Source organism: Sunxiuqinia rutila (assembly GCF_050589705.1).
GTDB lineage: Bacteria > Bacteroidota > Bacteroidia > Bacteroidales > Prolixibacteraceae > Sunxiuqinia > Sunxiuqinia rutila.
This window is the reverse complement of record NZ_JBNGOT010000009.1, coordinates 140,364-163,520: the sequence shown is the minus strand read 5'-3', so window position 1 is coordinate 163,520 and position 23,157 is coordinate 140,364. Positions and strand designations below refer to the sequence as shown.

At 42.0% G+C, this 23,157-nt stretch carries 14 protein-coding genes; 13 read left to right on the top strand and 1 reads right to left on the bottom strand.

The window, feature by feature from the left end; all coding sequences use genetic code 11:
• The first annotated feature begins 17 nt into the window (after positions 1–17).
• The 9 genes from ACRD6K_RS13280 to ACRD6K_RS13240 all read left to right on the top strand — a co-directional run bounded on the left by ACRD6K_RS13280 (position 18) and on the right by ACRD6K_RS13240 (position 14,633).
• Positions 18–2,852 (top strand): PAS domain-containing hybrid sensor histidine kinase/response regulator, encoded by a 2,835-nt coding sequence (locus tag ACRD6K_RS13280; protein WP_430973627.1) that lies wholly within the window; start codon positions 18–20, stop codon positions 2,850–2,852.
• 207 nt (positions 2,853–3,059) lie between these two features.
• Complete coding sequence (locus tag ACRD6K_RS13275) at positions 3,060–4,271, top strand: ROK family protein (RefSeq protein ID WP_430973626.1); 1,212 nt, start codon at positions 3,060–3,062, stop codon at positions 4,269–4,271.
• A gap of 482 nt (positions 4,272–4,753) precedes the next feature.
• Positions 4,754–5,980, top strand: a complete 1,227-nt coding sequence (locus ACRD6K_RS13270; protein ID WP_299579986.1) for a phosphodiester glycosidase family protein — start codon at positions 4,754–4,756, stop codon at positions 5,978–5,980.
• A gap of 57 nt (positions 5,981–6,037) precedes the next feature.
• Positions 6,038–9,211, top strand: coding sequence for a SusC/RagA family TonB-linked outer membrane protein (locus ACRD6K_RS13265; protein WP_430973625.1), 3,174 nt, complete (start codon positions 6,038–6,040; stop codon positions 9,209–9,211).
• Positions 9,212–9,319: 108 nt separating this feature from the next.
• Positions 9,320–11,050 (top strand): RagB/SusD family nutrient uptake outer membrane protein, encoded by a 1,731-nt coding sequence (locus ACRD6K_RS13260; protein ID WP_430973624.1) that lies wholly within the window; start codon positions 9,320–9,322, stop codon positions 11,048–11,050.
• A gap of 122 nt (positions 11,051–11,172) precedes the next feature.
• Positions 11,173–12,843, top strand: a complete 1,671-nt coding sequence (locus tag ACRD6K_RS13255; RefSeq protein ID WP_430973623.1) for a glycoside hydrolase family 10-like protein — start codon at positions 11,173–11,175, stop codon at positions 12,841–12,843.
• 52 nt (positions 12,844–12,895) lie between these two features.
• Positions 12,896–14,236: an alpha amylase family protein gene (locus ACRD6K_RS13250; RefSeq protein WP_430973622.1), complete on the top strand. Its 1,341-nt coding sequence runs from the start codon at positions 12,896–12,898 to the stop codon at positions 14,234–14,236.
• A 10-nt stretch (positions 14,237–14,246) separates the two neighbouring features.
• A complete protein-coding gene (locus ACRD6K_RS13245) occupies positions 14,247–14,486 on the top strand; it encodes a hypothetical protein (RefSeq protein ID WP_430973621.1) in 240 nt (79 codons plus the stop codon).
• A 15-nt stretch (positions 14,487–14,501) separates the two neighbouring features.
• A complete protein-coding gene (locus ACRD6K_RS13240; protein ID WP_430973620.1) occupies positions 14,502–14,633 on the top strand; it encodes an alpha-amylase family protein in 132 nt (43 codons plus the stop codon).
• A 56-nt stretch (positions 14,634–14,689) separates the two neighbouring features.
• Here the strand turns inward: ACRD6K_RS13240 and ACRD6K_RS13235 are convergent, their stop codons facing one another.
• On the bottom strand, positions 14,690–14,869 hold the full coding sequence (locus ACRD6K_RS13235) for a hypothetical protein (RefSeq protein WP_430973619.1): 180 nt from the start codon (positions 14,867–14,869) through the stop codon (positions 14,690–14,692).
• Between the two features lie 209 nt (positions 14,870–15,078).
• Between ACRD6K_RS13235 and ACRD6K_RS13230 the strand changes: the two genes are divergently transcribed.
• The 4 genes from ACRD6K_RS13230 (at position 15,079) to ACRD6K_RS13215 (ending at position 23,133) form a co-directional block, all read left to right on the top strand.
• Complete coding sequence (locus ACRD6K_RS13230; RefSeq protein ID WP_430973618.1) at positions 15,079–16,299, top strand: ROK family protein; 1,221 nt, start codon at positions 15,079–15,081, stop codon at positions 16,297–16,299.
• 323 nt (positions 16,300–16,622) lie between these two features.
• Positions 16,623–19,748, top strand: a complete 3,126-nt coding sequence (locus ACRD6K_RS13225) for a SusC/RagA family TonB-linked outer membrane protein (RefSeq protein WP_430973617.1) — start codon at positions 16,623–16,625, stop codon at positions 19,746–19,748.
• A 20-nt stretch (positions 19,749–19,768) separates the two neighbouring features.
• Entirely contained in the window at positions 19,769–21,388 is a 1,620-nt protein-coding gene (locus ACRD6K_RS13220; protein ID WP_430973616.1) for a RagB/SusD family nutrient uptake outer membrane protein, read from the top strand.
• A gap of 80 nt (positions 21,389–21,468) precedes the next feature.
• Positions 21,469–23,133 carry a DUF5018 domain-containing protein gene (locus ACRD6K_RS13215; protein ID WP_430973615.1) on the top strand — a complete coding sequence of 555 codons (1,665 nt, stop codon included), beginning with the start codon at positions 21,469–21,471 and terminating at the stop codon, positions 23,131–23,133.
• The last annotated feature ends 24 nt before the right edge of the window (positions 23,134–23,157 follow it).

The following is a 23,157-nucleotide window of genomic DNA, read 5'->3' as shown; positions in this document are numbered from 1 at the left end:
AAGCTTTCTAAGGTCCAATGATAGAATACAACACACCTGCTTTTCAGTCGTTTATAGAGAGCTCCCCTATTGGCTTTGCAAATGTGTCAATTGATGGAGATATTCTGTATGCGAATAAAGCTTTGTGTGAGTTTGTTGGTTATTCAAAGCATGAATTGTTCAACCAGAATTTCCGTAGCATTACTCACAGCGAGGATGTTGATACGGATTGGGCCGAATTTGAGCGATTAAAGTCCGGTCAAAATGAGCACTATACCATCCAAAAACGCTACATCCATAAAGCAGGCCATACCTTGTGGGCCGAACTGCACGTGGCTTGTTTAAAGGACAGTGAGAATGAAATTCAGTCTTTTATTAGTCAGGTGCGCGATATCACAGCGATCAAAAAGGCGGAGAAGGATTTGTTTTTGAAGGAAACTACGTTCAAAAGTATGTTTCAGTCCAACCCTCAGCCAATGCTTATCTACGATACTAGCGGATATGGTTTTCTAAAGGTCAACGAAGCTGCGTGTGCATTATTTGGCTATAGCGCGGAAGAATTTGATACACTTACGATTTTCGATGTTTTATGTTCGGCTGAAGCTGAGCGGGCAAATAAAGTGTTGAAAGCTGATGATGAATCGATGCGAATCGGAAGTGAGTGGAACATGAAAACCAAAGATGAACGTTTGCTTACGGTAACAGTCAATGCGCAGCATGTTGTTTTTGAACAGCGCAAAGCCATTCATCTGGGAGTATCTGATATTAGTCAGCGTAAACAAGCTGAGCTTGAATTGAAAGAAAAGGAAGCAGCAATTCGGTATGCGCAGAAAATAGCCGAGATGGGAAGTTGGGAGTACGATATTCAGCAGAACAAGATTAGCTGGTCTGAGAACTTTTTTCACCTGTGTCAGCTTGTTCCGGGAGAAACGACCCCCGGCTATGTTCCGTTTATTCGTTTGGTTCATCCCGAAGATCGTCATTTGGTGATTGAGTCTTATCGTGAAATCCTAAAAGAACGAAAGCAAGTTCGTACAGAGTTTCGCCTTTTATTGAGTGGAGGTGCAATCCGGTGGATATTCTATAGCATTGAACCTCTGTTTCAGGAAGGTGAATTGATCAAGTTGAGGGGTGTTAGTATTGACATCACTCAGCGAAAAGAAAACGAACTGCAGGTTCAGTACTATATCAATGTCGAGCGAATACTGAATGATATTTCCCGTCGGTTTTTTAGCAGTAAATCTCTGGAGGTCGGTCCACTGATTGAATCGGCAATTAAGGATATGAGTCTGTTTTTGAATATTGATAGGTCTTATGTCTTACAGGTTGATCCTCAGGGGCAGATAAGCAAAGTTGCTTGTTGGGCCGATGAAGGAATTGAGATTTATCCGGAACTGTGTGATTCCGTCAATATTGAAAGCTACCCGTGGTTTGCCAATCAGATGAAAAAGCTAGAGGTCGTATGCTATGAGCGAACGGATGATTTGCCTCTGGAAGCAGCCATGGAAAAGGAATGTATGGATCGGCAGCATGTAAAATCAGTCTTGCTTATTCCGATGCATTTTGAAAATGTATTTAAAGGTTTTGTTGGCTTCGAATCCATTAAGGAGGCAAAGGGCTGGAAGGGCATTGAAAATAATGCTTTACGATCTCTCACTGATTTGATTGCTGGAGAGCTTGTTCGCAAGGAAACCTCCAAAGAATTGATTCAGGCCAAAGAGCAGGCAGAAGAAAGTTCCAGGTTGAAATCCGTGTTTTTGGCCACCATTAGTCATGAGCTGCGATCACCCATGAATCCGATTCTTGGTTTTAGTAGCTTGTTGCCTGAATATTCCAATGATCCAACTGTCGTAGCCGAAATGGCGGGGATGATTCGTGAATCTGGCGAAAAATTACTTCAACTGCTTGAAGACTTGTTTGATTTGTCCTTAGCTGAGGGAATCCGGATTGCTTGTCAGTATGGACCAGTTAGCTGTGTCGATTTGTTTTGCATAGGCCGTGCTATTCTGGAAGAGATAGCCATGAACTCCGGGAAGTCAGATCAAATCAAACTCATCTTTTCCGAAAAAGGCGATGTGTTTTCCACGATCATGATTGATGATGCCAAAATAATACAGGTTCTTTCCATCTTGTTTAAGAATGCGGTTAAGTTTACGGATGAGGGCGAAATTGAATTTGGGCTGGAGCTTGATCAGGAAAATCAGCTTTTGACCTTGTCGGTTCGTGATACGGGAATTGGAATTGATAAAGAACACTCGGCTCATATTTTTGAATATTTCCGCCAGGTTGATGAGTTTTATAAACGGGCTTTTGAAGGAATGGGAATTGGTTTATCGATTGTCAAGCGGTATGTCGACTTAATGGAAGGCCAAATTTATCTTGATTCCGTACGCGGAAAAGGAAGTTTATTCAAAATTACTTTACCAGTTATCATAAATCAAGAAAGTGTAGATAATGAGAAGCTGGCTTTGGTAGACGATACATCGGGTTTTTTGAGTGGGAAAACAGTGCTTTTGGTTGATGATAATTTGTTGGTTCATGAAGTGTTAAAAGCTCATTTGCAGGAAAACAATATGAAGTTGGTTTTTGCGTGTAATGGGCTGGAAGCTGTTGAAAAGGTGAACAATGAAAAGCCTGATGTTATTCTGATGGACCTGATAATGCCAGAAATGGATGGCTTTGAAGCGACCGTACAAATTAAAACAAGATATCCGGACATTCCTGTACTTGCCTTAACGGCGCATTCCTTCCCCAAGGAAAGGCTGAAAGCGTATAAGGCCGGCTGCGACGATCTGCTCACCAAACCCATTCGTCGCGATATTCTCTTTTTATTCCTGAAAAAGTATTTAGGCGTCTCTTTGGGCGTGGTCTGATGGTCTTGGTTATGACTCGGTTTTTGCAATAGCTTTAAGATATTTCAGTCGTGAGGGAACGTTACCTCCCTTTTTTTTTATAATTTATCTCTTCTTTTTCTGCTGTAGAGCACTAATCGAGCAAAATGTTGAAAAACAGCTTTGAGGTTAGTAAAAAACTTTATAAACTTGCAGGGGTTAAATAAAAATAATTCTAATACAGGGGCTGTGGATATATTTCTGAAGAAGATAGAAGAGGTGAGTAATGAGAGTCGACAATACACTCAGAAACGAAAAATTGTGGCTTTGTTGAATAAGTCGGAAAAACCGCTTACTATTCCGGGGATTTGTAAAAAAGTAAAACTGAGCGTGCCAACAGGCACAAAGCTGATTAATGAGTTGATTAGCGACAACATCATTATCGAATTCGGAAAAAAGGAAACGGACAATGGTCGTCGTCCGTCATTGTATAAGGTTGATCCGGAAATCGCTTACTGTATTGGAACAGTTGTTTTGTTGAAAGGAATTTCTTTTGCCGTTTATAACCTGGAGATGAAAGAAGTTTTTTCAATGCAGGATGAAAACTTCATTCTTGAAAATACGGAGAGCTGCCTGGACGAGGTGGTTCGCTTTATTCAGGAGGCCATTTCGAAATCAGGAATTGATCCGAGTCGCGTTTTAGGAATGGGAATGGGAATTACCGGACGGGTGAATTCAAGAACGGGGTTCTCCTACAATTACTTCAACTTTTTAGAGGGTGCATTAACTGACTTCTTCTCGGGGAAGTTTTCTTTCCCGGTGCACATCGACAATGATACCCACGTACTTGGATTGGCTGAACAATATTTTGGTGAGGCAAAAAATATTAAGAATGCCTTTGTTTTGAACTTGAGCCGTGGAATGGGGCTGGCCATTATTGCCAACGGAGAACTGGTTGTTGGAGAGCAGGGGTTTGCTGGTGAGATGGGGCATATCCAATTTGCCGAATCGGATAAATTGTGTTTGTGCGGAAAGCGCGGATGTTTGGGAACTGAAGTGTCCGGCTATGCTTTGGAACAAAACTTTCAGCAGCAAATTGAGGCTGGCGAAAGCTCCCTGTTATTAACCCAAAAACAAGCCACCCAAATAAAATACAAAGATATATTGAAAGCCGCAACGGAAGGCGATTCGCTTGCAATCTCACTAACACACAACATTGGTTTTATACTGGGTAAAGCGATGGGGAATATGATTAACCTGTTGAATCCGGGGGTCATAATTATTGGAGGTGAGTTTGTTTCAGCAAAAGAAATCCTGATTGATTCAATCAAGTCAGGCATGATGCATACAGGGTTACAACTGCCCTTGCGCTCGTGTGAATTGATCTTTTCGTCGATTGGAGATGATGCCGCTTCAAAAGGAGCTGCGGCCATTGTTTTCCGATCGTTACAATTGATATAACCTATTTTGAAAAAATTTACTAACGATTAAAACGAAACAACTTATGGAATAAAAACTCAATGAAACGAAAACAAAAAAAGCCTGCCACAAGGCTTAAAGCGCAAGGGACAGGCATGAGGTAAGCATAATCTCAACATAAAATTACTTCATTTTTTCTTAAAAAGCTAATTGATCAATTAGTTGTTCCTTGTAGTTCAGAATATTTAACACTGAAAACAAAATGATTACAGCTCACAGGTCTTTGTTAAACTTAATGATCGGTTAAGGCTTGAGATGTTATGTTTTGTTTTCGTATGACAAATAAGCTTGTTTGAAAAGCTTGTTTTTGGATCTTAAATATGCCCGTTTCTAACATTAAACACAAAGAAGGAAGGTGTATTTGCATTGTGTGCTGAGATTGCTTTGCTAGTAGCAAAATACCAGACACATAGAGCTGAACTTTATTTTTTTAAATAGAAAACTAATCAAATTTTTTATTCGATATGAGAAAATACATGGTATACCTATCGGTATTGATCACATTATCGCTTTTTACCAATTGTAAAGAAGATAAGTTGTATATAACCGATGAACCGGGATATACATTTGAAACCGTTGAAACAACAGAGTTGGAAAACGGGTCTAAGCTATTGCATATTCAGGAGGAAAAAACACCCTGGAATATTTATGCAATCGAGATTGATTTAACCAACCCTAAAAATCAGATCGAATTGGCTATGGCGAATGACATGGTAGCTTGGGGGACGGTTGCTAATAAAGAGACATTGGCAAGTATTGTGGAACGCAAAGAGGCCAATGGCGAAAAAGTGGTTGCCGGAATTAACGGTGACTTTTTTGAAATGGAATTCGGAATGCAGTTTGTAACCACCGTGCATAAAGGAAAGGTTGGAAGTACCGGCATTACAGGACAGCCTCATGCTGCCTTAATGGTGGATACAGAGGGAGTCCCTCACATCGGAATTGCTGATTTTCAAAGTAAGTTGATCATCGGGGCTAGCGAACGGGCAATTAATTCATATAACGGAACACGATGGGCTGACCACTTGGTGGTTTATAATGGAAAATTGAAAAATGGGAACAATCAATCCGGAGCCAACCCATGGGGAGCTGAAGTATTGATTGAAGCTGTTGATAAAACGATCAACTATGTAAATGGTACTTTTGAGTACAAAGTACTGGAAGTCGATAATACGATGGATAATGTACGTATTACAATGACTGACCCTGAAAATCAATTGATTCTTTCAGGACACGGTGCTGCTCGTGAGTTCATTATGAACCTGACTGTCGGAGAAACAGTAAAAATTGAAAATACCTACCCGGGAGTTGACAGTGAAATTAAGATTGCTGAAGTTGCCGGTGGATGGGGACACATTGTAAAAGAAGGCATGAATAACTCTATTCAAGCTATTCAGGTTGAAGGTACAATGGTTCATGAAAAACAACGTCACCCCAGATCTTGTGTTGGTTACAACAAAGACAAGACTAAGTTTTACATGGTTGCAATTGAAGGTCGTTCTGATCTAAGTAAGGGAATGAGCTTGGATGAGATGGCTTACTTTATGGTGAAAAAGTTTGATGTATATGACGCTCTGAACCTTGACGGAGGTGGTTCTTCTACTTTAATGTATGGTTCAGAAACAGCCAATACATTGAGTGATGGTGCTCAACGCGCAACAACGAATTCGATTATTGTTTTGAGCAAGTAACTTATAACCTAAATTTCAAGCTGCAGGTCCTGTAGCAAATAAGTAAATAATATTGTTATGAAAAAAGTACATACCGTGCGTTACTGGTTAACGTATGTTGAAAGAATACTACCCTTACAATTCTTAACCACAATGGTATTGTTGGTTTGTCTTAGCTCGTTTGCCGGCTATGCTCAGGCCGATGGGGTAAAGGTATCCGGAAAAGTAACTGATTCAAATAAAGAAGCATTGCCAGGAGTAAGTGTTTCGGTAAAAGGAACCTATGAAGGAACGGTAACCGATCCGGATGGCGCTTATACGATTGATGGATTGTCCAAAACTGACGTGCTGGTTTTTTCTTTTATCGGTACAAAAACAGTTGAAGTTCCTGTAGGGAATCAAAGTGTGATCAATGTAAGTCTCGAAAGCGACAATGTCCATTTGGAAGAGATTGTTGCCATTGGATACGGTACAACTAAAAAGGAAAACCTGACTGGTGCCATTACCACCGTTTCGGCTGAAGTGATGGAGAACCGGCCTGTAACCAGTGTAACTCAGGCTCTTCAGGGAGTTGTTCCTGGGCTTGTGGTTTCAAGAAGTGCCGCTGGGGGTAAACCCGGTGTTGACTTATTGATGAATATTCGTGGTGCTGGTAGCCCTTATATCCTGATTGATGGTGTTGAAGGATCTATTTCAGATCTGAACCCTGCTGATGTGGAAACCATGACTGTTTTAAAGGATGCGGCTTCCGCAGCTATTTATGGAGCTAAAGCAGCCTACGGAGTTGTGTTGATTACAACTAAAAGTGGTAAAAAAGGGGTGCGTGTAAATTACTCAAACAACTATTCATTTTCTGCACCAATCAAACTTCCTGAGCAAGCAAACTCGTATGCTTATGCTCAATACTTCAACGCAGCATCGGTTAATGGTGGTGGATTGCCATTAGTGTCGGTTGAAACATTGGAGCGGATTAAGCGCTACATCAACGAAGGCGATATTCCAGGTACAATTCCGAATCCGAACGATCCAACAAAATGGGCCAATACCGAGTATGCAAATGCGAATACGGACTGGTTTGATTTTCACTTTAAAGACTGGGCTTTACAAGAAACGCACAACATTAGTGTTAGTGGGGCTTCTGATAAAACGGATTACTACATTTCAGGAAGTAACCTGAATCAGGAGGGAATCATTACGTTTGGTGATGACTCTTTTGAAAAGCAAACTATTAGTACGAAGATTAAGACTGAACTGTATGACTGGTTATCGGCAAGCAGTAATATGCGTTATACTTCGCGTTTGGTTGATATGCCTACTTTCCTGAACCAGAATATTAACATGTTGCACCGCATTGCGCAGTCTCGATGGCCCTCAAACCCAATTAAAGACCCTAACGGGCATTACATGCGTGTTTCTGATGTGGCTGAAATTGAGCAAGGTGGACGGACAATTGATAAGAATACCGGTTACATGATGACTCTCGGTTTGGAAATTGAGCCAATTGCAGGCTGGGTAACTGAAGTGGCTTATGACTGGAATAACACAACCTGGGAGCAACAGTATTCAGTGAATCCAACATTTACGTATTATGGTGTAGGCGAAAAAGAATTTCAATATGGGAAAATTGAAGACAGCCGTTATTATACGCACACTGGTGTGACTGACTACAAATCGCCTAAAATTTACTCTACTTATAGCAAGGCGATTAATGATCATAATTTTAAAGTGATGGCTGGCTTTCAGCAGTCGAAAATGCTTTACAGCAACCACTCGGTTGGGCGTAAGAATTTGCAAACACCTTTATTGCCAGCTATTAGTACAGCTACTGGGGAAATTTTTGGAGCTGAAAGTAAAGGACACTATGCCACTCGCAGTTATTTCGGTCGTTTTAACTACAACTACAAAGAAAAATACCTGTTAGAAGTAAACTGGCGTGCTGATGGTAGTTCGTATTTCCAGGATGGAAAACGATGGGGTTCTTTCCCTTCTTTCTCTGCCGGATATAACCTGGCTAAAGAAGACTTCATGGAAGATCATTACTACTATGTAAGTCAGTTGAAGTTCAGAGGGTCATACGGTTCATTGGGCAACCAAACCGCATCGCCTTATGCTTACCTAGAGACTTATCAAATTCAAAGTAACTATCCTTGGTTGATGGAGGGTGGCAATAAACCAAATGTGGTTTATATGCCGTCAGTGCCTAGCCCGGACCTGACTTGGGAAACTGTATCGATGTTGACATTTGGACTTGACGGAGCATTCCTTAACAACCGTTTGACAGCTACTTTCGACTGGTACCAAAGAGATCGGAAAGACCTGCTCGGACCAGCAGATACACCTCCGGCAACCTATGGTGGAAACGTACCTTTGCTGAACAATGTGGACATTCAAACCAGAGGTTTTGAGGTTGCTTTGGGATGGCAAAATACCATTGGTGACTTTGCTTACTTCGTTAAAGGAACACTGACCAACTATAAAAGTGTTTACAAGAAATACAATAACCCTACTGGCTATCTATGGACCAATTATGTAGGTAAAGAAGTCGGAACAATTTGGGGATACACTTCAAACGGATTATTCCAAACCGAGGAAGAAGTTAATAACGCCCCTGATCTTTCTCAAATCAGCAATGACCGCTGGTTCCCTGGCGATGTAAAATACGAAGATATCAATAATGATGGCGAAGTGTCTCCTGGCGCTTCAACGCTAGAAGATCATGGTGACTTGTCAATTATTGGTAACTGGGTGCCTAAATTTCAGTATGGTCTATCGGCCGGATTTAACTGGCGTAACTTCGATTTCTCCATGTTCTGGCAGGGTGTTGGCAAGAAGGATGCTTGGCTCGATGGTAACTTCTTCTTCGGATCGGCAAATTCACGCTGGCAAACCACTGCGTTTAAACAACACCTGGATTACTGGACTAAAGACAATCCGGATGCTTATTACCCAAGACCTTATTTAACCCAGGCAGGAGTGGATAAAAACCAGCGGGTATCAACACGCTATTTGCAGGATGCTTCTTACTTACGTTTGAAGAATGCTCAAATTGGCTACTCGTTGCCTGATGAGATGCTTGAGAAATTCTGGTTGAAGAAGATTAATGTTTATGTATCAGGTGAAAACTTGTTAACATTCACCAAACTGAGTGACATTTTTGATCCGGAAGCTTTAGGTGCTATTAATAGTGGTACTGCCGGAAAAACGTATCCTATACAACGGACATTCTCTGTAGGAGTGAATTTAACTTTCTAACCGTCATGTCTGAGAAAGAAGGAATTGCTGGATTGCAGCAAGGATGTAGTCTGGCAGTTTCTCTTTCAAACTCAAGTTTAAGATATACATTGAATAAATTACAAACAAATGAGAAATTTTAAAATATTAGTCCTATTGGCAGCTATCATGACAGGTTTTGTTTCCTGTGATAATGACTACCTGGATCTTTATCCAACCGATAGATTCACTAAAAACCAATTCTGGAAATCAGCCAGTGATCTGGAACTTTATTGTAATCAGTATTATTCAGGAGGAAGCTTTTACATTCATGGAGGATGGAGTACTTCTTTTTACGGCGAAAATAACAGTGATAATTTGGTGCCTGAAATTCCAAGAACCCGCCTGAATGGCACAGGAACACTTCCAACAACCGGAGGAGGTTGGGGATGGGGTGCTATCCGTAATGTAAACTATTTCCTTTCTAATTATCATACGGCCGAAGGAGTTCAGGCTGATATTGACCAGTATGTTGGAGAAGCTTATTTCTTTAAGGCTTACTACTATTTTACCTTGTTGAAAAGTTTTGGAGACTTGCCATGGTTTAATGAAGTACACGGACCTCGCGACGAAGCCTTGTATCAGCCAAGAATGCCACGTAACCAAGTGACTGACTCCATTGTAGCAACGATGGATCGTGCTTTGGCTTTGTTGAAACCTAAAGGTGAAGCGCCAGAGTTTCGTATTAATCGTGAAATTGCTTTGTTGATTAAATCGCGCATCTGCCTTTACGAAGGAACCTGGGAAAAATACCACAGTGGAACTCCGTTTGGTGTAGCTGGAAGCGATGGCTCAAAATTTTTACGTCTGGCTAAAGAAGCTGCTGAGGAGTTAATTGATGGACAGAAATACAGCTTGTATAATTCGGGTAATCCGAACCAATCTTATTGGAAGTTGTTTAACCAAACTGACTTGAGCAACAATCCGGAAGTGATGTTGTGGCGGAAATTTGATCTTGCTGAAGGAATCTCTCACAACCTGCAGCGGATGCTTCCCTGGCGTGGTGATGGTACGGGTATCTCTTTATCACTTGTTGAGTCGTACCTGAAGAAAGATGGAACTTTGGCGTTGGATACAGACTACTCTTCTTTATCTGCCGTGGCTGCAGACCGGGATCCTCGTTTAGCTCAAACTATTTTGCTTCCGGGCGATGTGCTGACTAATGTTGGTTACGAAACAACCGTGCAGCGTGTGTTTACCACTCCATATATTGATCAGTCAGGAACTTACCGCAACACTACCGGATTCATGCTTTACAAAGGACTGGATCCGGATCCGGCTCAACAAAAAAATCAGGAAGGTATTGGTATCACAGCATCTGTTATTTTCAGATATGCTGAAGCCTTGTTGAATTATGCTGAAGCTTGTGCCGAATTGGGCGAGCTGACTCAGGCTGCTGCCGATAAATCAATCAATAAACTTAGAAACCGCGTAGGTATGGCGCCGCTTAATGTGAGCAATGTTCCTTCTGACCCCAACAACACGTTAGGTGTATCAGATCTGATTTACGAAGTGCGTCGTGAACGTCGTGTGGAGTTGGCATTGGAGAACTTCAGGTTTGAAGATTTAATGCGCTGGCGTGCCCACAGTTCTTTTGCGGGCAAACGATTCAAAGGAATGAAATATTATGGATCAGATCTTGAGAATTCATTTACCGGATTCTACCCATTGGTAGACGAAAACGGCTTCCTGGATCCTTATCAGGAGTCCTTACCTCAAGGGTTTGGTTTCGATCCGAACCGTGATTACCTGATGCCAATTCCGACTCAGGAAATTACGATCAACCCGGATCTTGCTCAAAACCCCGGTTGGGAACGATAATTAGAAAGAAGTACTTAAGGATTGCATATCCTTAAGTACTTTCTTTATAAATACACTGCTTGTTTGGTTTTTAGAAAAAGGTTAAAGAAAGATTGAATTTGTTTATCGAAAATAATTTAGCAATGAAGCATTACTTTTTAATCGGATTGTTTTGCATGTTAGGCTTAATGGGATGTCAAACAAAAACATCCTGGCTGGACACTTCTTTGGAGCCAGCCATTTATTATGAGAAAGGAACAAAAAAATTAACTTCTGTGAATCCTGAGAACAAGGATTTTCCGGGAGGGCGAGGCTCACATCATTTGGTAGCATACACCAATGCTTTTGGTGAAAAAACAGGAACGAATGAATGGGGGAGTGAAGCTGTTATTCAATATGGACGTGTGATGAATATTGGTGGAAATAATTCTGATATTCCTGCAGACGGACTGGTGCTTTCGGGCAATGAAAGTGCAAGCCGCTGGATAAACCAAGCCCTGAATGTTGGGATGGAAATTGAATTGGAAGGCGATGTTGTTCATTTTGCCACAACCGAAAATACCTTCATCTATCAGGCACGTGAATTGTATAAGAAGGCCTTGCAACGTGCTGAAGCTGGTAAAATGACCAATACACAGGCTATTGACCTGTTTGTAAAAAATGGACAACTCGATTTTGAAGCGTTTGAAAAAGCCAAAAAAGAACAAAATACCGACTCGGCTCTGGCACATGGTAAAAAGTTGCTGGAAAGTGCAAAGAAATTGTATTATAACTCGTTCGAACCACGTGAAAATGAGTTTAGAGGCGTTTGGGTTCGCCTAAGAGACAAAACTCCTGAAGAGTTAAAAGCGACCATCAAACGCATGGCTGACGCTGGTATCAATGCCATACTGCCCGAAACAATCTACGATGGTTATGCCATCTACCCCAATGCCCATGCTTTACTGCCTCAGCTTCCCCAATTTGAAGGCTGGGATCCGATGCAGGTTATGATGGAGGAATGTGAAAAATACAACATGCAGGTGATCCCTTGGTGCGAAATGTTTTTTGTTGGAGGCGCCAACTCTCCGTTGGTAAAACAGAAACCGGAATTGGTCGGAAAATTCAGACATGGAGAAATTTTTGCTGAATTGGAGCCTGGCTTTCATTATTTCTGTCCTTCACGTCCTGAAGTGGCCGACTTTCTGCTGAAAACAGTAGATACCATGTTGGAAAGATATACTATTAAGGAAGTTCAATTGGACTATATCCGCTATTCGTTAAGTGAGCCTTGGGAGAAAGGATTCTGCTATTGCGATTATTGTCGTAAGCAAGTTCGTAATCAGTTGAATTTCGACATTATGGCCATTTCTCCTGAAAACAAAAAGGAATGGGAACAGTGGAATGATTACCGCATAAATAATGTTACTGGTTTTGTCAATCAAGTGAATGACCTTTTACAAACCAAACATAAAGAAGTGAAGCTTTCGGTGGATGTGGTGCCCAACCCAATTGAAAGTACAAGGTTGAAATTCCAGAACTGGGGATCATGGGTGAAGAATGATCAAGTGGATGCCGTTTATATTATGAGTTATGCCATTGACAACGAGGTGGTGAGAAGCGAAACGCAAAGCTTGATGGATATTGTTGAAGGAACTGAGGTTAGCTCGATTGTGGGCTTAGGACCCTACCTGGGTTTTACTCCTGAAACCCTCCTGGAGCAAATTGAAGTTTCAAGAGAAGGCGGGGCCGATGGCGTTTGTCTGTTCTCATTCAACGGACTGAGTGAACAGCAGCTTGAAGCATTGAAAAACGGGCCATTCCGTAGCTTTTAACCCACAGGAGAAGCAGACAATTCAGGACGGTATTTTTAAGAGAACAAAGACGATGAATACAACACTATTTTTGAAATCACTTCTGCTCCTCAGCCTATGGCTGGGGAGTTGTTGTCTGATAGAAGGCAACACTGTTTTGGCAGGTGAAAAAAAGCAAGATAAACCTCTTTACATGTGGTTAGACTGCCAAGCAAACTTTGAACGCTTGAGTTATCCTGATTCGGTGGACTTTTACCTGGAAAAGGTAAAACAAGTTGGATTTACAGACTTGGTGGTGGATGTCAAATCCATCATGGGGGAAACCTTATTCAAAAGCAAGTATGCGCCATACATGGATGAGTGGAAGGGAGTGGTTCGTCCCGATAAATACGACATGGTCAAAGTAATTCTGAAAAAGGCTCGGAAACACAAATTGGGCGTTTATGCCTCGTTGAATGTGTTTAGCGGCGGACATAACTTTTTCGACCGTGGAATTATTTATGGCGACCATGCCGATTGGCAATCCATCAATTACTGGATGGATGGTTTGCGGCCAATTTCAGAAATGAAATGGAACTACAACGGGATGTTAAATCCGGCCTTGCCCGAAGTTCAAGAATACCAACTCAATATAATCCGTGAGTTCGTAAAAATGTATCCATCCATCAAAGGGATTATTCTCGACCGTATGCGTTACGATGGAATTACTTCGGATTTCAGTCCGCAGTCAAAAGCTATGTTTGAGGACTATGCCGGCATTAAAGTTGAAAAATTCCCCGAAGATATTATCTACTGGGCAAAGGATGAAAACGGAGCCGATGTATGGAAGCGTGGCAAGCACTTTAACCAATGGATTGAGTGGCGTGCAACCATCATTCATGATTTTTGTGCCGATGCCAGAAAAACGATTAAAGATATCGATTCGGATATTGATTTTGGAATTTATGCTGGTGCCTGGTATCCGGTTTATTACGAGCTGGGGGTAAACTGGGCCAGTAAAAAGTACAACCAATCTGTGAAGTATGATTGGGCGACAAAAAATTACCGGAACACCGGGTATGCAGAATTGCTTGACTTGTTTATGGGCGGCCTTTATTTTAAAGAGGTAACGATAGAGGAAGTTGAGAAAATGAATGAAGAAATGATGGCTAACCGCACTGAAGCTGCGATGGGAAAAGGCCGTGAATACTGGTACTCCGTGGAAGGTTGTGCGGATATGACCAATGAGTTGATCCAGGGAGCAACTCCATTTTGTGGCAGCATCTATGTTGATCAGTACGAAGGTGATGAAGAACAGTTTGCGCGGGCATTGAAAATGGCCTTGGATAAATCGGATGGCCTGATGCTTTTTGATATTGTGCATATCATCGATCGCAATTGGTGGGATTTACTTTCAGAAACCTTAAAACAATAAAGGCTGGGTTATGGGTAGAAGTGTCATACGTTTGCTGGGTCTTTTTGGGGTTGTCCTGGCCTGCATTTTCCAAGCCTGCCAGGATAAGAGTGAATCGGTTTCGGAAACGGAGCCGGACCATCCTGTCATTCAAAAGCCTAAGTATTTATGGTTTGACGCTTCTGCTAATTTTCAACGTTTCAGTTACATTGATTCTATTCAGTATTACCTGGATAAATGTCTTGAGATTGGAATAACCGACTTGTATTAAACAAATGGCAGTAATTTGATTGATGCCGTCGAACTTTGCCTGACATTGTTTGATGGATTAATGATTTTTGATATCGTTCAGGTGATTGAGTATGATTTGTGGGATGAGATCAAAAAAGGAATAACGAAGGCAGGCACAGAGGATTGAATTCCAATAACTACATCTTCTGGTTGAAGGTTTAATCAGAGCATTCCATAAATAGCCTAGGCATCTTTTTCAAAGTCAGGTTCAATTTCAATAGAGGCATCAGCTATCCCTCCGGCAATAAGGCTTAAAGCGCGCTCTTCAGGGAATCCATGGGTGCAAGGTAGCTCATTACGTCCATAGCAGCAATCCTTCCACTGGTTCCGACTCCAACATAGATGATACGTTCCCCTTTTCATGATTTGATTTACCGCCAGTTCAAAATACGGAGCAAATTTACGAAACCAGTGAAGATCATTGCAAAAAGCGGCAAGTAGCTTCTGGTTTTCTTAATGTTAGTCTTGTTGTCTTTTTGTGTAGCGAATTTCTCAATTAAAATGTTTAAGAACAGCTTTGAGGTTAATAAAAATCTTTATAAACTTGCAATGTTTAAATAAAAATAATTCCAATGCTTGCGGTGGATATATTTCTGAAGAAAATAGAAGAGGTGAGTAATCAGAGTCGGCAATACACTCAGAAACGAAAAATTGTGGCTTTGTTGAATAAGTCGGAAAAACCGCTTACTATTCCGGGGATTTGTAAAAAAGTAAAACTGAGCGTGCCAACAGGCACAAAGCTGATTAATGAGTTGATTAGCGACAACATCATTATCGAATTCGGAAAAAAGGAAACGGACAATGGTCGTCGTCCGTCATTGTATAAGGTTGATCCGGAAATCGCTTACTGTATTGGAACAGTTGTTTTGTTGAAAGGAATTTCTTTTGCCGTTTATAACTTGGAGATGAAAGAAGTTTTTTCAATGCAGGATGAAAACTTCATTCTTGAAAATACGGAGAGCTGCCTGGACGAGGTGGTTCGCTTTATTCAGGAGGCCATTTCGAAATCAGGAATTGATCCGAGTTGCGTTTTAGGAATGGGAATGGGAATTACCGGACGGGTGAATTCAAGAACGGGGTTCTCCTACAATTACTTCAACTTTTTAGAGGGTGCATTAACCGACTTCTTCTCGGGGAAGTTTTCTTTCCCGGTGCACATCGACAATGATACCCACGTACTTGGTTTGGCTGAACAATATTTTGGTGAGGCAAAAAATATTAAGAATGCCTTTGTTTTGAACTTGAGCCGTGGAATGGGGCTGGCCATTATTGCCAACGGAGAACTGGTTGTTGGAGAGCAGGGGTTTGCTGGTGAGATGGGGCATATTCAATTTGCCGAATCGGATAAATTGTGTTTGTGCGGAAAGCGCGGATGTTTGGGAACTGAAGTGTCCGGCTATGCTTTGGAACAAAACTTTCAGCAGCAAATTGAGGCTGGCGAAAGCTCCTTGTTATTAAACCAAAAACAAGCCACCCAAATAAAATACAAAGATATATTGAAAGCCGCAACGGAAGGCGATTCGCTTGCAATCTCACTAACACACAACATTGGTTTTATACTGGGTAAAGCGATGGGGAATATGATTAACCTGTTGAATCCGGGGGTCATAATTATTGGAGGTGAGTTTGTTTCAGCAAAAGAAATCCTGATTGATTCAATCAAGTCAGGCATGATGCATACAGGGTTACAACTGCCCTTGCGCTCGTGTGAATTGATCTTTTCGTCGATTGGAGATGATGCCGCCTCAAAAGGGGCTGCAGCCATTGTTTTCCGATCGTTACAATTGATATAACCTAAATTGAAGAAATTACTAACCAATAAAACTAATCAACTATGGAATAAATAAAACACGATGAAAAGAAAACGTAAAAAGCCTGCCACAAGGCTTCGGAGGCACAGGGACAGGCTATTAAGTAAATTTTGATATGACAAATTTACTGCTTTTATAAGTGAAATGAAAAATATTTGTTTTCGAACAACCAAGGATCGAAAACAGAAACTCTCTGTAACCATTCTATCTTTTTAGAATGTCACTAACAAAGGAATATCAAAATATTTCAGATAACTGCTTTAAAAATTAAAGATCATTTTAAGAGTGAATCAATGCTAATTGATATGATGAAAAAAAGAATTTATCAATATGGATTTCTGCTCATTCTTTTCATCAGCGTATTCACACAATACGCTTATGCACAAACAACAATTAAAGGGAATGTATCAGAAGCAAACGGGGAACCATTGATTGGAGCCTCAGTAACCATAAAAGGAAAACAAACAGGAACAGTTACCGACTTCAACGGTAACTACTCGGTTCCTGTTGAAAACAGTGATGCCATTCTTGTGTTCTCTTTCATCGGTTACAAAACCCAGGAGATACAAGTAGGAGGGCAGCAAAGAATAAATGTAAAACTTGACGAATCAACAGAAGGGGTGGATGAGATTGTGGTTGTTGGATATGGGACACAACGCAGAACCAGTATAACTGGAGCTGTTTCAACCATTTCAGAGACGGAATTGGCCAAAGCCCCAGTAGTGGGTGTGACAAACGTACTGGGAGCCAGGGTAGCTGGTATTACCTCATTGCAGCAATCAGGACAACCCGGGCAAGATGGAGCATCACTGCTTGTTAGGGGTGAAGGTGCTACTTATATTGTAGATGGTGTAATTAGAAGCATCAATGAGATCGACCCACACGAAATTGAATCGATCTCAGTTCTTAAGGATGCCACCTCCGCTTCTGTCTATGGATTAAATGCCACATCAGTGGTCATCGTTACAACCAAGAGAGGTAAGGACGGGAAGCTGGGTATTTCTTACAACGGCAACTATGGTGTAAGCCAAAATGCCAATCAAATCAAATGGCTTGATGGTCCGGGATATGCCTATTGGTACAACATGGCCCGGGAGATGGATGGAGACGAGCCTGTATTCACTTCAGAACAGGTGGAAAAGATGAAAGCTGGAGTAGATGGTTGGGGGAACACCAACTGGTACGATGAAGTGTTTGGTATTGGATCAACGACGAATCATAATCTTAGCGCTACAGGCGGAACAGACAAAGTGAAATTTTTCTCTGCTCTGGGTGCTTTTCAACAAAAGGGTAATGTTGAGAATTTCAACTATACCCGTTACAACATGAGGGCCAATATTGATGCGAAACTCACAGATCAAATCACTATGGTGATGAACGTGGCCGGACGTCTCGATGAACATGACAGACCCAATTACTCAGCAAACCCTGGCGACTGGCACAATATCCCGCAGCAGGCTGTCCGCGCATTACCCTATATCCCCATGAAGATTACAGCAGAAGATGGAAAAGAGTATTATACCTCAACGCGCACCGCTTCTTCGCCTGTAAGTCCGTTAGCAGCAATCCATGAATCCGGTTATGCCCGAACAAGGAACACCACTATCCAAACCAATTTCTCGCTCAATTATGATGCTCCATGGATGGAAGGGTTAAGCCTGAAGTTTATGGGAGCTTATGATAAATTTTTCCAGTTCAATAAATCACTGACCATCCCATTTAAGACGATGATGGCCGCGCTTCCTGGGGCTTCGACTGAGGTGATTGGCTATGTGCCTTTCGAGAACAGTTCGGGGAATACATCTCTGACTGAAAGCGCATATAACTCAACTAATGTGGTTACACAGTCCAGCGTTACATATGATCGTCAGTTCGGCATGCACAAGGTTAATTTCTTTGGTCTTGCTGAAACTCGTAACAACTTCTCAAACAAGTTGGGAGCGACTGGTTATGGGCTTAACTTCCTGAGCTTGGATGAATTGAGTATGATTACCAACACGACAGGAAACGGTGAGGAAAAAATACCTTCTATTTCAGGAGGCAGTAGCCAGTCGAGAGTGATTGGTTTTGTAGGTAGGCTCAATTATGACTATGACAACCGTTATCTGCTGGAAGTTTCTCTCCGCCGCGACGGTAGTTACCTTTTCAGCGGAATGGCAGGATCTCAATGGGTTAATCTGCCGGCTGTTTCTGCTGGTTGGAGATTGAACAACGAAGAATGGTTTCAAGCCGACTGGGTAGATAACCTCAAATTGAGGGGAGGAATCGGAAAAACGGCGACATCTGGCGTTAGTGCCTTCCAATACCTCAATTTAATGCACCTTCAGTCGAATGCACTCATTATGGGGAACCAGAGCCAGAGTATGATTTATTCGGGAACATTGGGTAATCCGAATCTTTCCTGGGCAAAAGCCATTACCTATAATATGGGAGCAGAATTTATGGCCTGGAAAGGATTACTTGGTGTGGAACTGGATGTCTTCTACAAGTACCAATACGACTTGCTGGCAAGTATCGGTGGAGCATTTCCTCCATCCATGGGCGGGTACTATTTCAGTAAAGACAACGTCAATAAAATTGACTACAGGGGTTTTGACTTTACCGTTACGCACAATAATAAAATTGGAGATTTCAGATATGGCGTAAAATGGATTGGAACCTTGGCTAAACGCAGATGGCTCTACTATGCAGGTGATTCGGAGAATACTCCTGATTACCGCAAATTGACCGGTAAGGAAGTAGGCGCACAGCTCGGATTTATTGCCGAAGGTTTATTCCAGACACAGGAAGAGATTGATAACTCTCCTACAATTACAGGCTCGCCTGTATTGCCAGGGTATATCAAGTACAAAGATCGCAATGGAGATGGTAAAATTTCGTATGCACAGGATATGGGATATGTAGGAAAAAGTCCCTACGCAAAATTCCAAACCTCACTCAATCTCAATGGAGACTGGAAAGGGTTTGACTTTGATATTCTATTGCAATCAGGATTAGGACGTACTGTTGCATTAACTGGGGTTTATTCTTCGGGTGTAATGGACAATACTGTCTTCACAAGAATGTTCTATCATGGTGGAAATACACCGGAATTTGTACCTGAAAATTCATGGACCCCTGATAATCAGGATGCGGAATTTCCTCGTTTGTCTCTGGTAACGGTAAGTACAAACAATGCCTATTCCTCAACCTTCTGGTACAGGAATGGAAATTATCTCCGAGTGAAATCGTTCCAGCTTGGGTACACGATTCCTGCCTCTCTTATCAAGAAATCTGGCTTTGACAGAATTAGAATCTTTATGGAGGGCTCGAACCTGTTTACATTTAGCGGACTTACAAAATACAATATCGACCCCGAACAGCCGGGAGTAAACAACGGATATTATCCGCAGCAGAAAACCCTTACTGTAGGGCTTAGCTTCTCATTATAATTACTTTAATTTGACTGAAAATGAAAAAAATATTTAGGACACTACTCTATGCGACCACTGCTGTGTTGTTTTTCAGCAGTTGCTCAGATTGGCTGGACCTGACTCCTACGGACAAACTGACCGACAAAGTGATTTGGGAGGATGAGTCGAGTGTGGATCTTTATATCAATGGTTTTTATACTTACCTGAACCAGTATGGACAGTTTGGATCGGCGCAGGCCAGCGGTAACCTGACTGAGAGTCTTACCAATACTTTCAAGTATGGGTCTTATGCGGCGGGTCACAAAGCAGGTCATCCCAATAATTATGTTTTTGACCCTACTCTAATTACCTCTGCAACGGGTGGCTTCTACAGTGTATGGAATGATGCGTACAATAAGATTCGAAGAATGAATGAGTTTCTTGATTCTATGGAAAAGTATGGCCAGTTTCCCGAAGAGGTGAAGACAAAATGGGAAGCCCAGATCCTTTTCTTCCGTGCATTTATCTACTTTCAGCTGGCAAGAAGACATGATGGGGTTATCCTTTATACTTCGCTAGCGGAGATGGAAAAGGATAAAGCCCGCAGTTCGAATGAGGCCACTTGGGATCTGATTGAAAGTGATCTGGACTTTGCTATAGCCAACCTGCCTGAATCATGGTCAGGACAGGATCAGGGAAGATTGACCAAATATGCGGCTCTTGCCTTTAAATCGAGAGCAATGCTTTTCGCTGAGCGTTGGCAGTCGGCTTATGATGCCGCAGATGCAGTCGTGAACTCAAACGAGTATGATCTGGTAGATGACTATGCTCAATCATGGAAGGGCAGCAATAGTGAATCAATTCTAGAGTTTAAATATGATAAGATAGGACCATCCCATACTTTCGACAAAGATTACGTGCCTTTAAGCGACGGCTATGAATTTGGTGGGCTGGGAACACCTACCCAGGAGATGGTGGAAAGCTATGAGAAAGCCGACGGAACAGAGATGGACTGGACACCCTACCATACTGCCAATGCAACGCGACCTCCCTACGAAGACTTAGAACCCCGCTTTAAGGCAACGGTTATTTATCCGGGCAGTGTTTGGAAAGGCAATGTGATGGAAAATTCTGTAAATGGCAACTATGGAACGTTCATGGCCTACCGGGAGCAGCCTTACAGCTATGGACTCACCACTACCGGCTATTTTTTACGAAAACTCATGGATGAATCGCTTATTGACATTAAAGGTCAGCCAAGTACTCAAACATGGGTGGAGATCCGGTATGCAGAAGTGCTGCTTAATAAAGCTGAAGCTGCATTCAGACTCAACAAGATGAGCGAGGCAAGGGAGGCTATGAACGAAGTACGCGAAAGAGTAAACCTTCCGGCAAAAAATTCTTCCGGGAATGAATGGTTTGATGACTACAGAAACGAAAGAAAAGTGGAGCTGGCCTACGAAGGACATCTTTTCTGGGATATGAGAAGATGGAAGTTGGCTCACATTGAATACAACGACTACCGTTGCCATGGATTTAAGATCACCGGCGACAATTATGAGTACATTGATGTGGACTATCAGGATAGAAAGTTCTCTGCTAAGAATTATATTCTACCGATACCTGACGCCGAACTGGCCAACAATTCATTGATTGAACAGTTCGACAGCTGGAAATAACCAGTAAGTGTATGAAGTGAGTATGAGAGAATGATTTGTACAAGCCTTATACGATATCATTGAAATAAACAATTTAACGAATGAAACGAAATATAAATTCAATCCTTGTGATCCTTTGTTCAGCTATGCTGATTTTAGCCGGCTGCCAACAGGTGGAGGATCTGACTCCATCGGTATCACGACAAGGAATCAACAGTATAACTGCATCGTTTTACGGCGATGAGAGCTCGGAAAACCGTTTTACGAGCGAAATTGACTACGAAAACAAAATCATCACTATTGTATTTCCTTACAATTATCCACGCACCTCCGATCAGGTGCTTACAATGGATGCGCTGAGCAATGTAAGGGTAGAGGCAAATATTGATGATAATGTGACAGTTTCTCCTTCACTGCTTTATCTTGATTTAACCAAAGAAAACTTCATTACGATCACCGATCAGACAAAGACCAAAAGTGATTATAAGATCGTAGCTGAGATAAGGAAAAGTGCGGAAGCGAAGATTACTGACTTTGGACTGAATGCGCTTGGTATTTCCGGTATAATCGATGAAGAGGCCAAAACAATTTCGCTTATTTCAATTGAACCAATCGGAGAAGTAATCGCGGAAGCTAGTATTTCTCACGGAGCCACTCTCAGTCCGGACCCGAGAGCCACTGCACTTAATTATGACCAGGAAGTTACTTTGACTGTAACCGCTCAAAATGGAGAGGATAAGGCCATCTATACTGTTCATAAAGCTGTGCCGAACAAGGTTGAACTGGGGCTGCGTAACGGAAGTGCCAAGGTCCTTTGGTCTAAGAAGATCCAGTCTGATCTTGGAATCAGTGCTTTACATCTAACTACGAGCCTTGCTGTTACGAAAGATTATGTGGTTGTGAATACAAGAAATGAAGCTGGGATTTATTTGGATCGCAAGACAGGTGAAACGGTAGGTACAATGCCAAACATGGGATCAATTGTGGGAGGTCTTACGAACTTCTTTGCAACAGCTGACGACGGAGACAATATCCTGGTGAGCAATCTTGCTCCCAATGCCGGTAGCTATAAGGTATGGCGGATCAGGGGAGTCAACGGGACACCTGAACTCTATATTGATTGGACAGAAAGTCCTTCCATCGGACGTAAACTTTCTGTTAAAGGAAGTCTTGATGGAGATGCCATTATTACCGCAGCACTGATGGGAGATGCCAAAAGCTTTGCTCGCTGGCAGGTAAAAGGCGGAGTACTGCTCTCACAAACGCCGGAAATTGTCGCGATAACTGGAATTGATGGTGCTTGGTGGAATAATGCTGATGTGGTTGCAACGGATCCTTCCGATCCTACGGGCGACTATTTCATTTCCTATTACGCTCTTCCCCGGAAATTTGCCTGGGTTGATGGAAAAACCAATGCGGTTAAGGCGTTTGGACCGGAGATTAGTGGCAACTGGATCCAAAATGCTGCAGACTATACCGTCTTTAACGGCAATCCATATGCAGCGAATATATCGATCAACTCCTTTACCTGGGGTAGTGACGATAAGGTTTATCTGCATGATGCCAATGCTGCGACCACCTTCACCGAACCGATATGGACTTCGCCAATCGGCACTTATGGCGGCAAGGACAATGGCGGAACCAATGCAAATGGTACGGGTGATGTAATCCTGAAAGTTTCCAGTGATGGGTACTATATGTATCTCTACTTCATGTTCACTAATGGTTGTGTTGTCTGTGTGCAATACGACTGCATAGACATGTAACATGGGGTTCTGAGTAGTGTTATG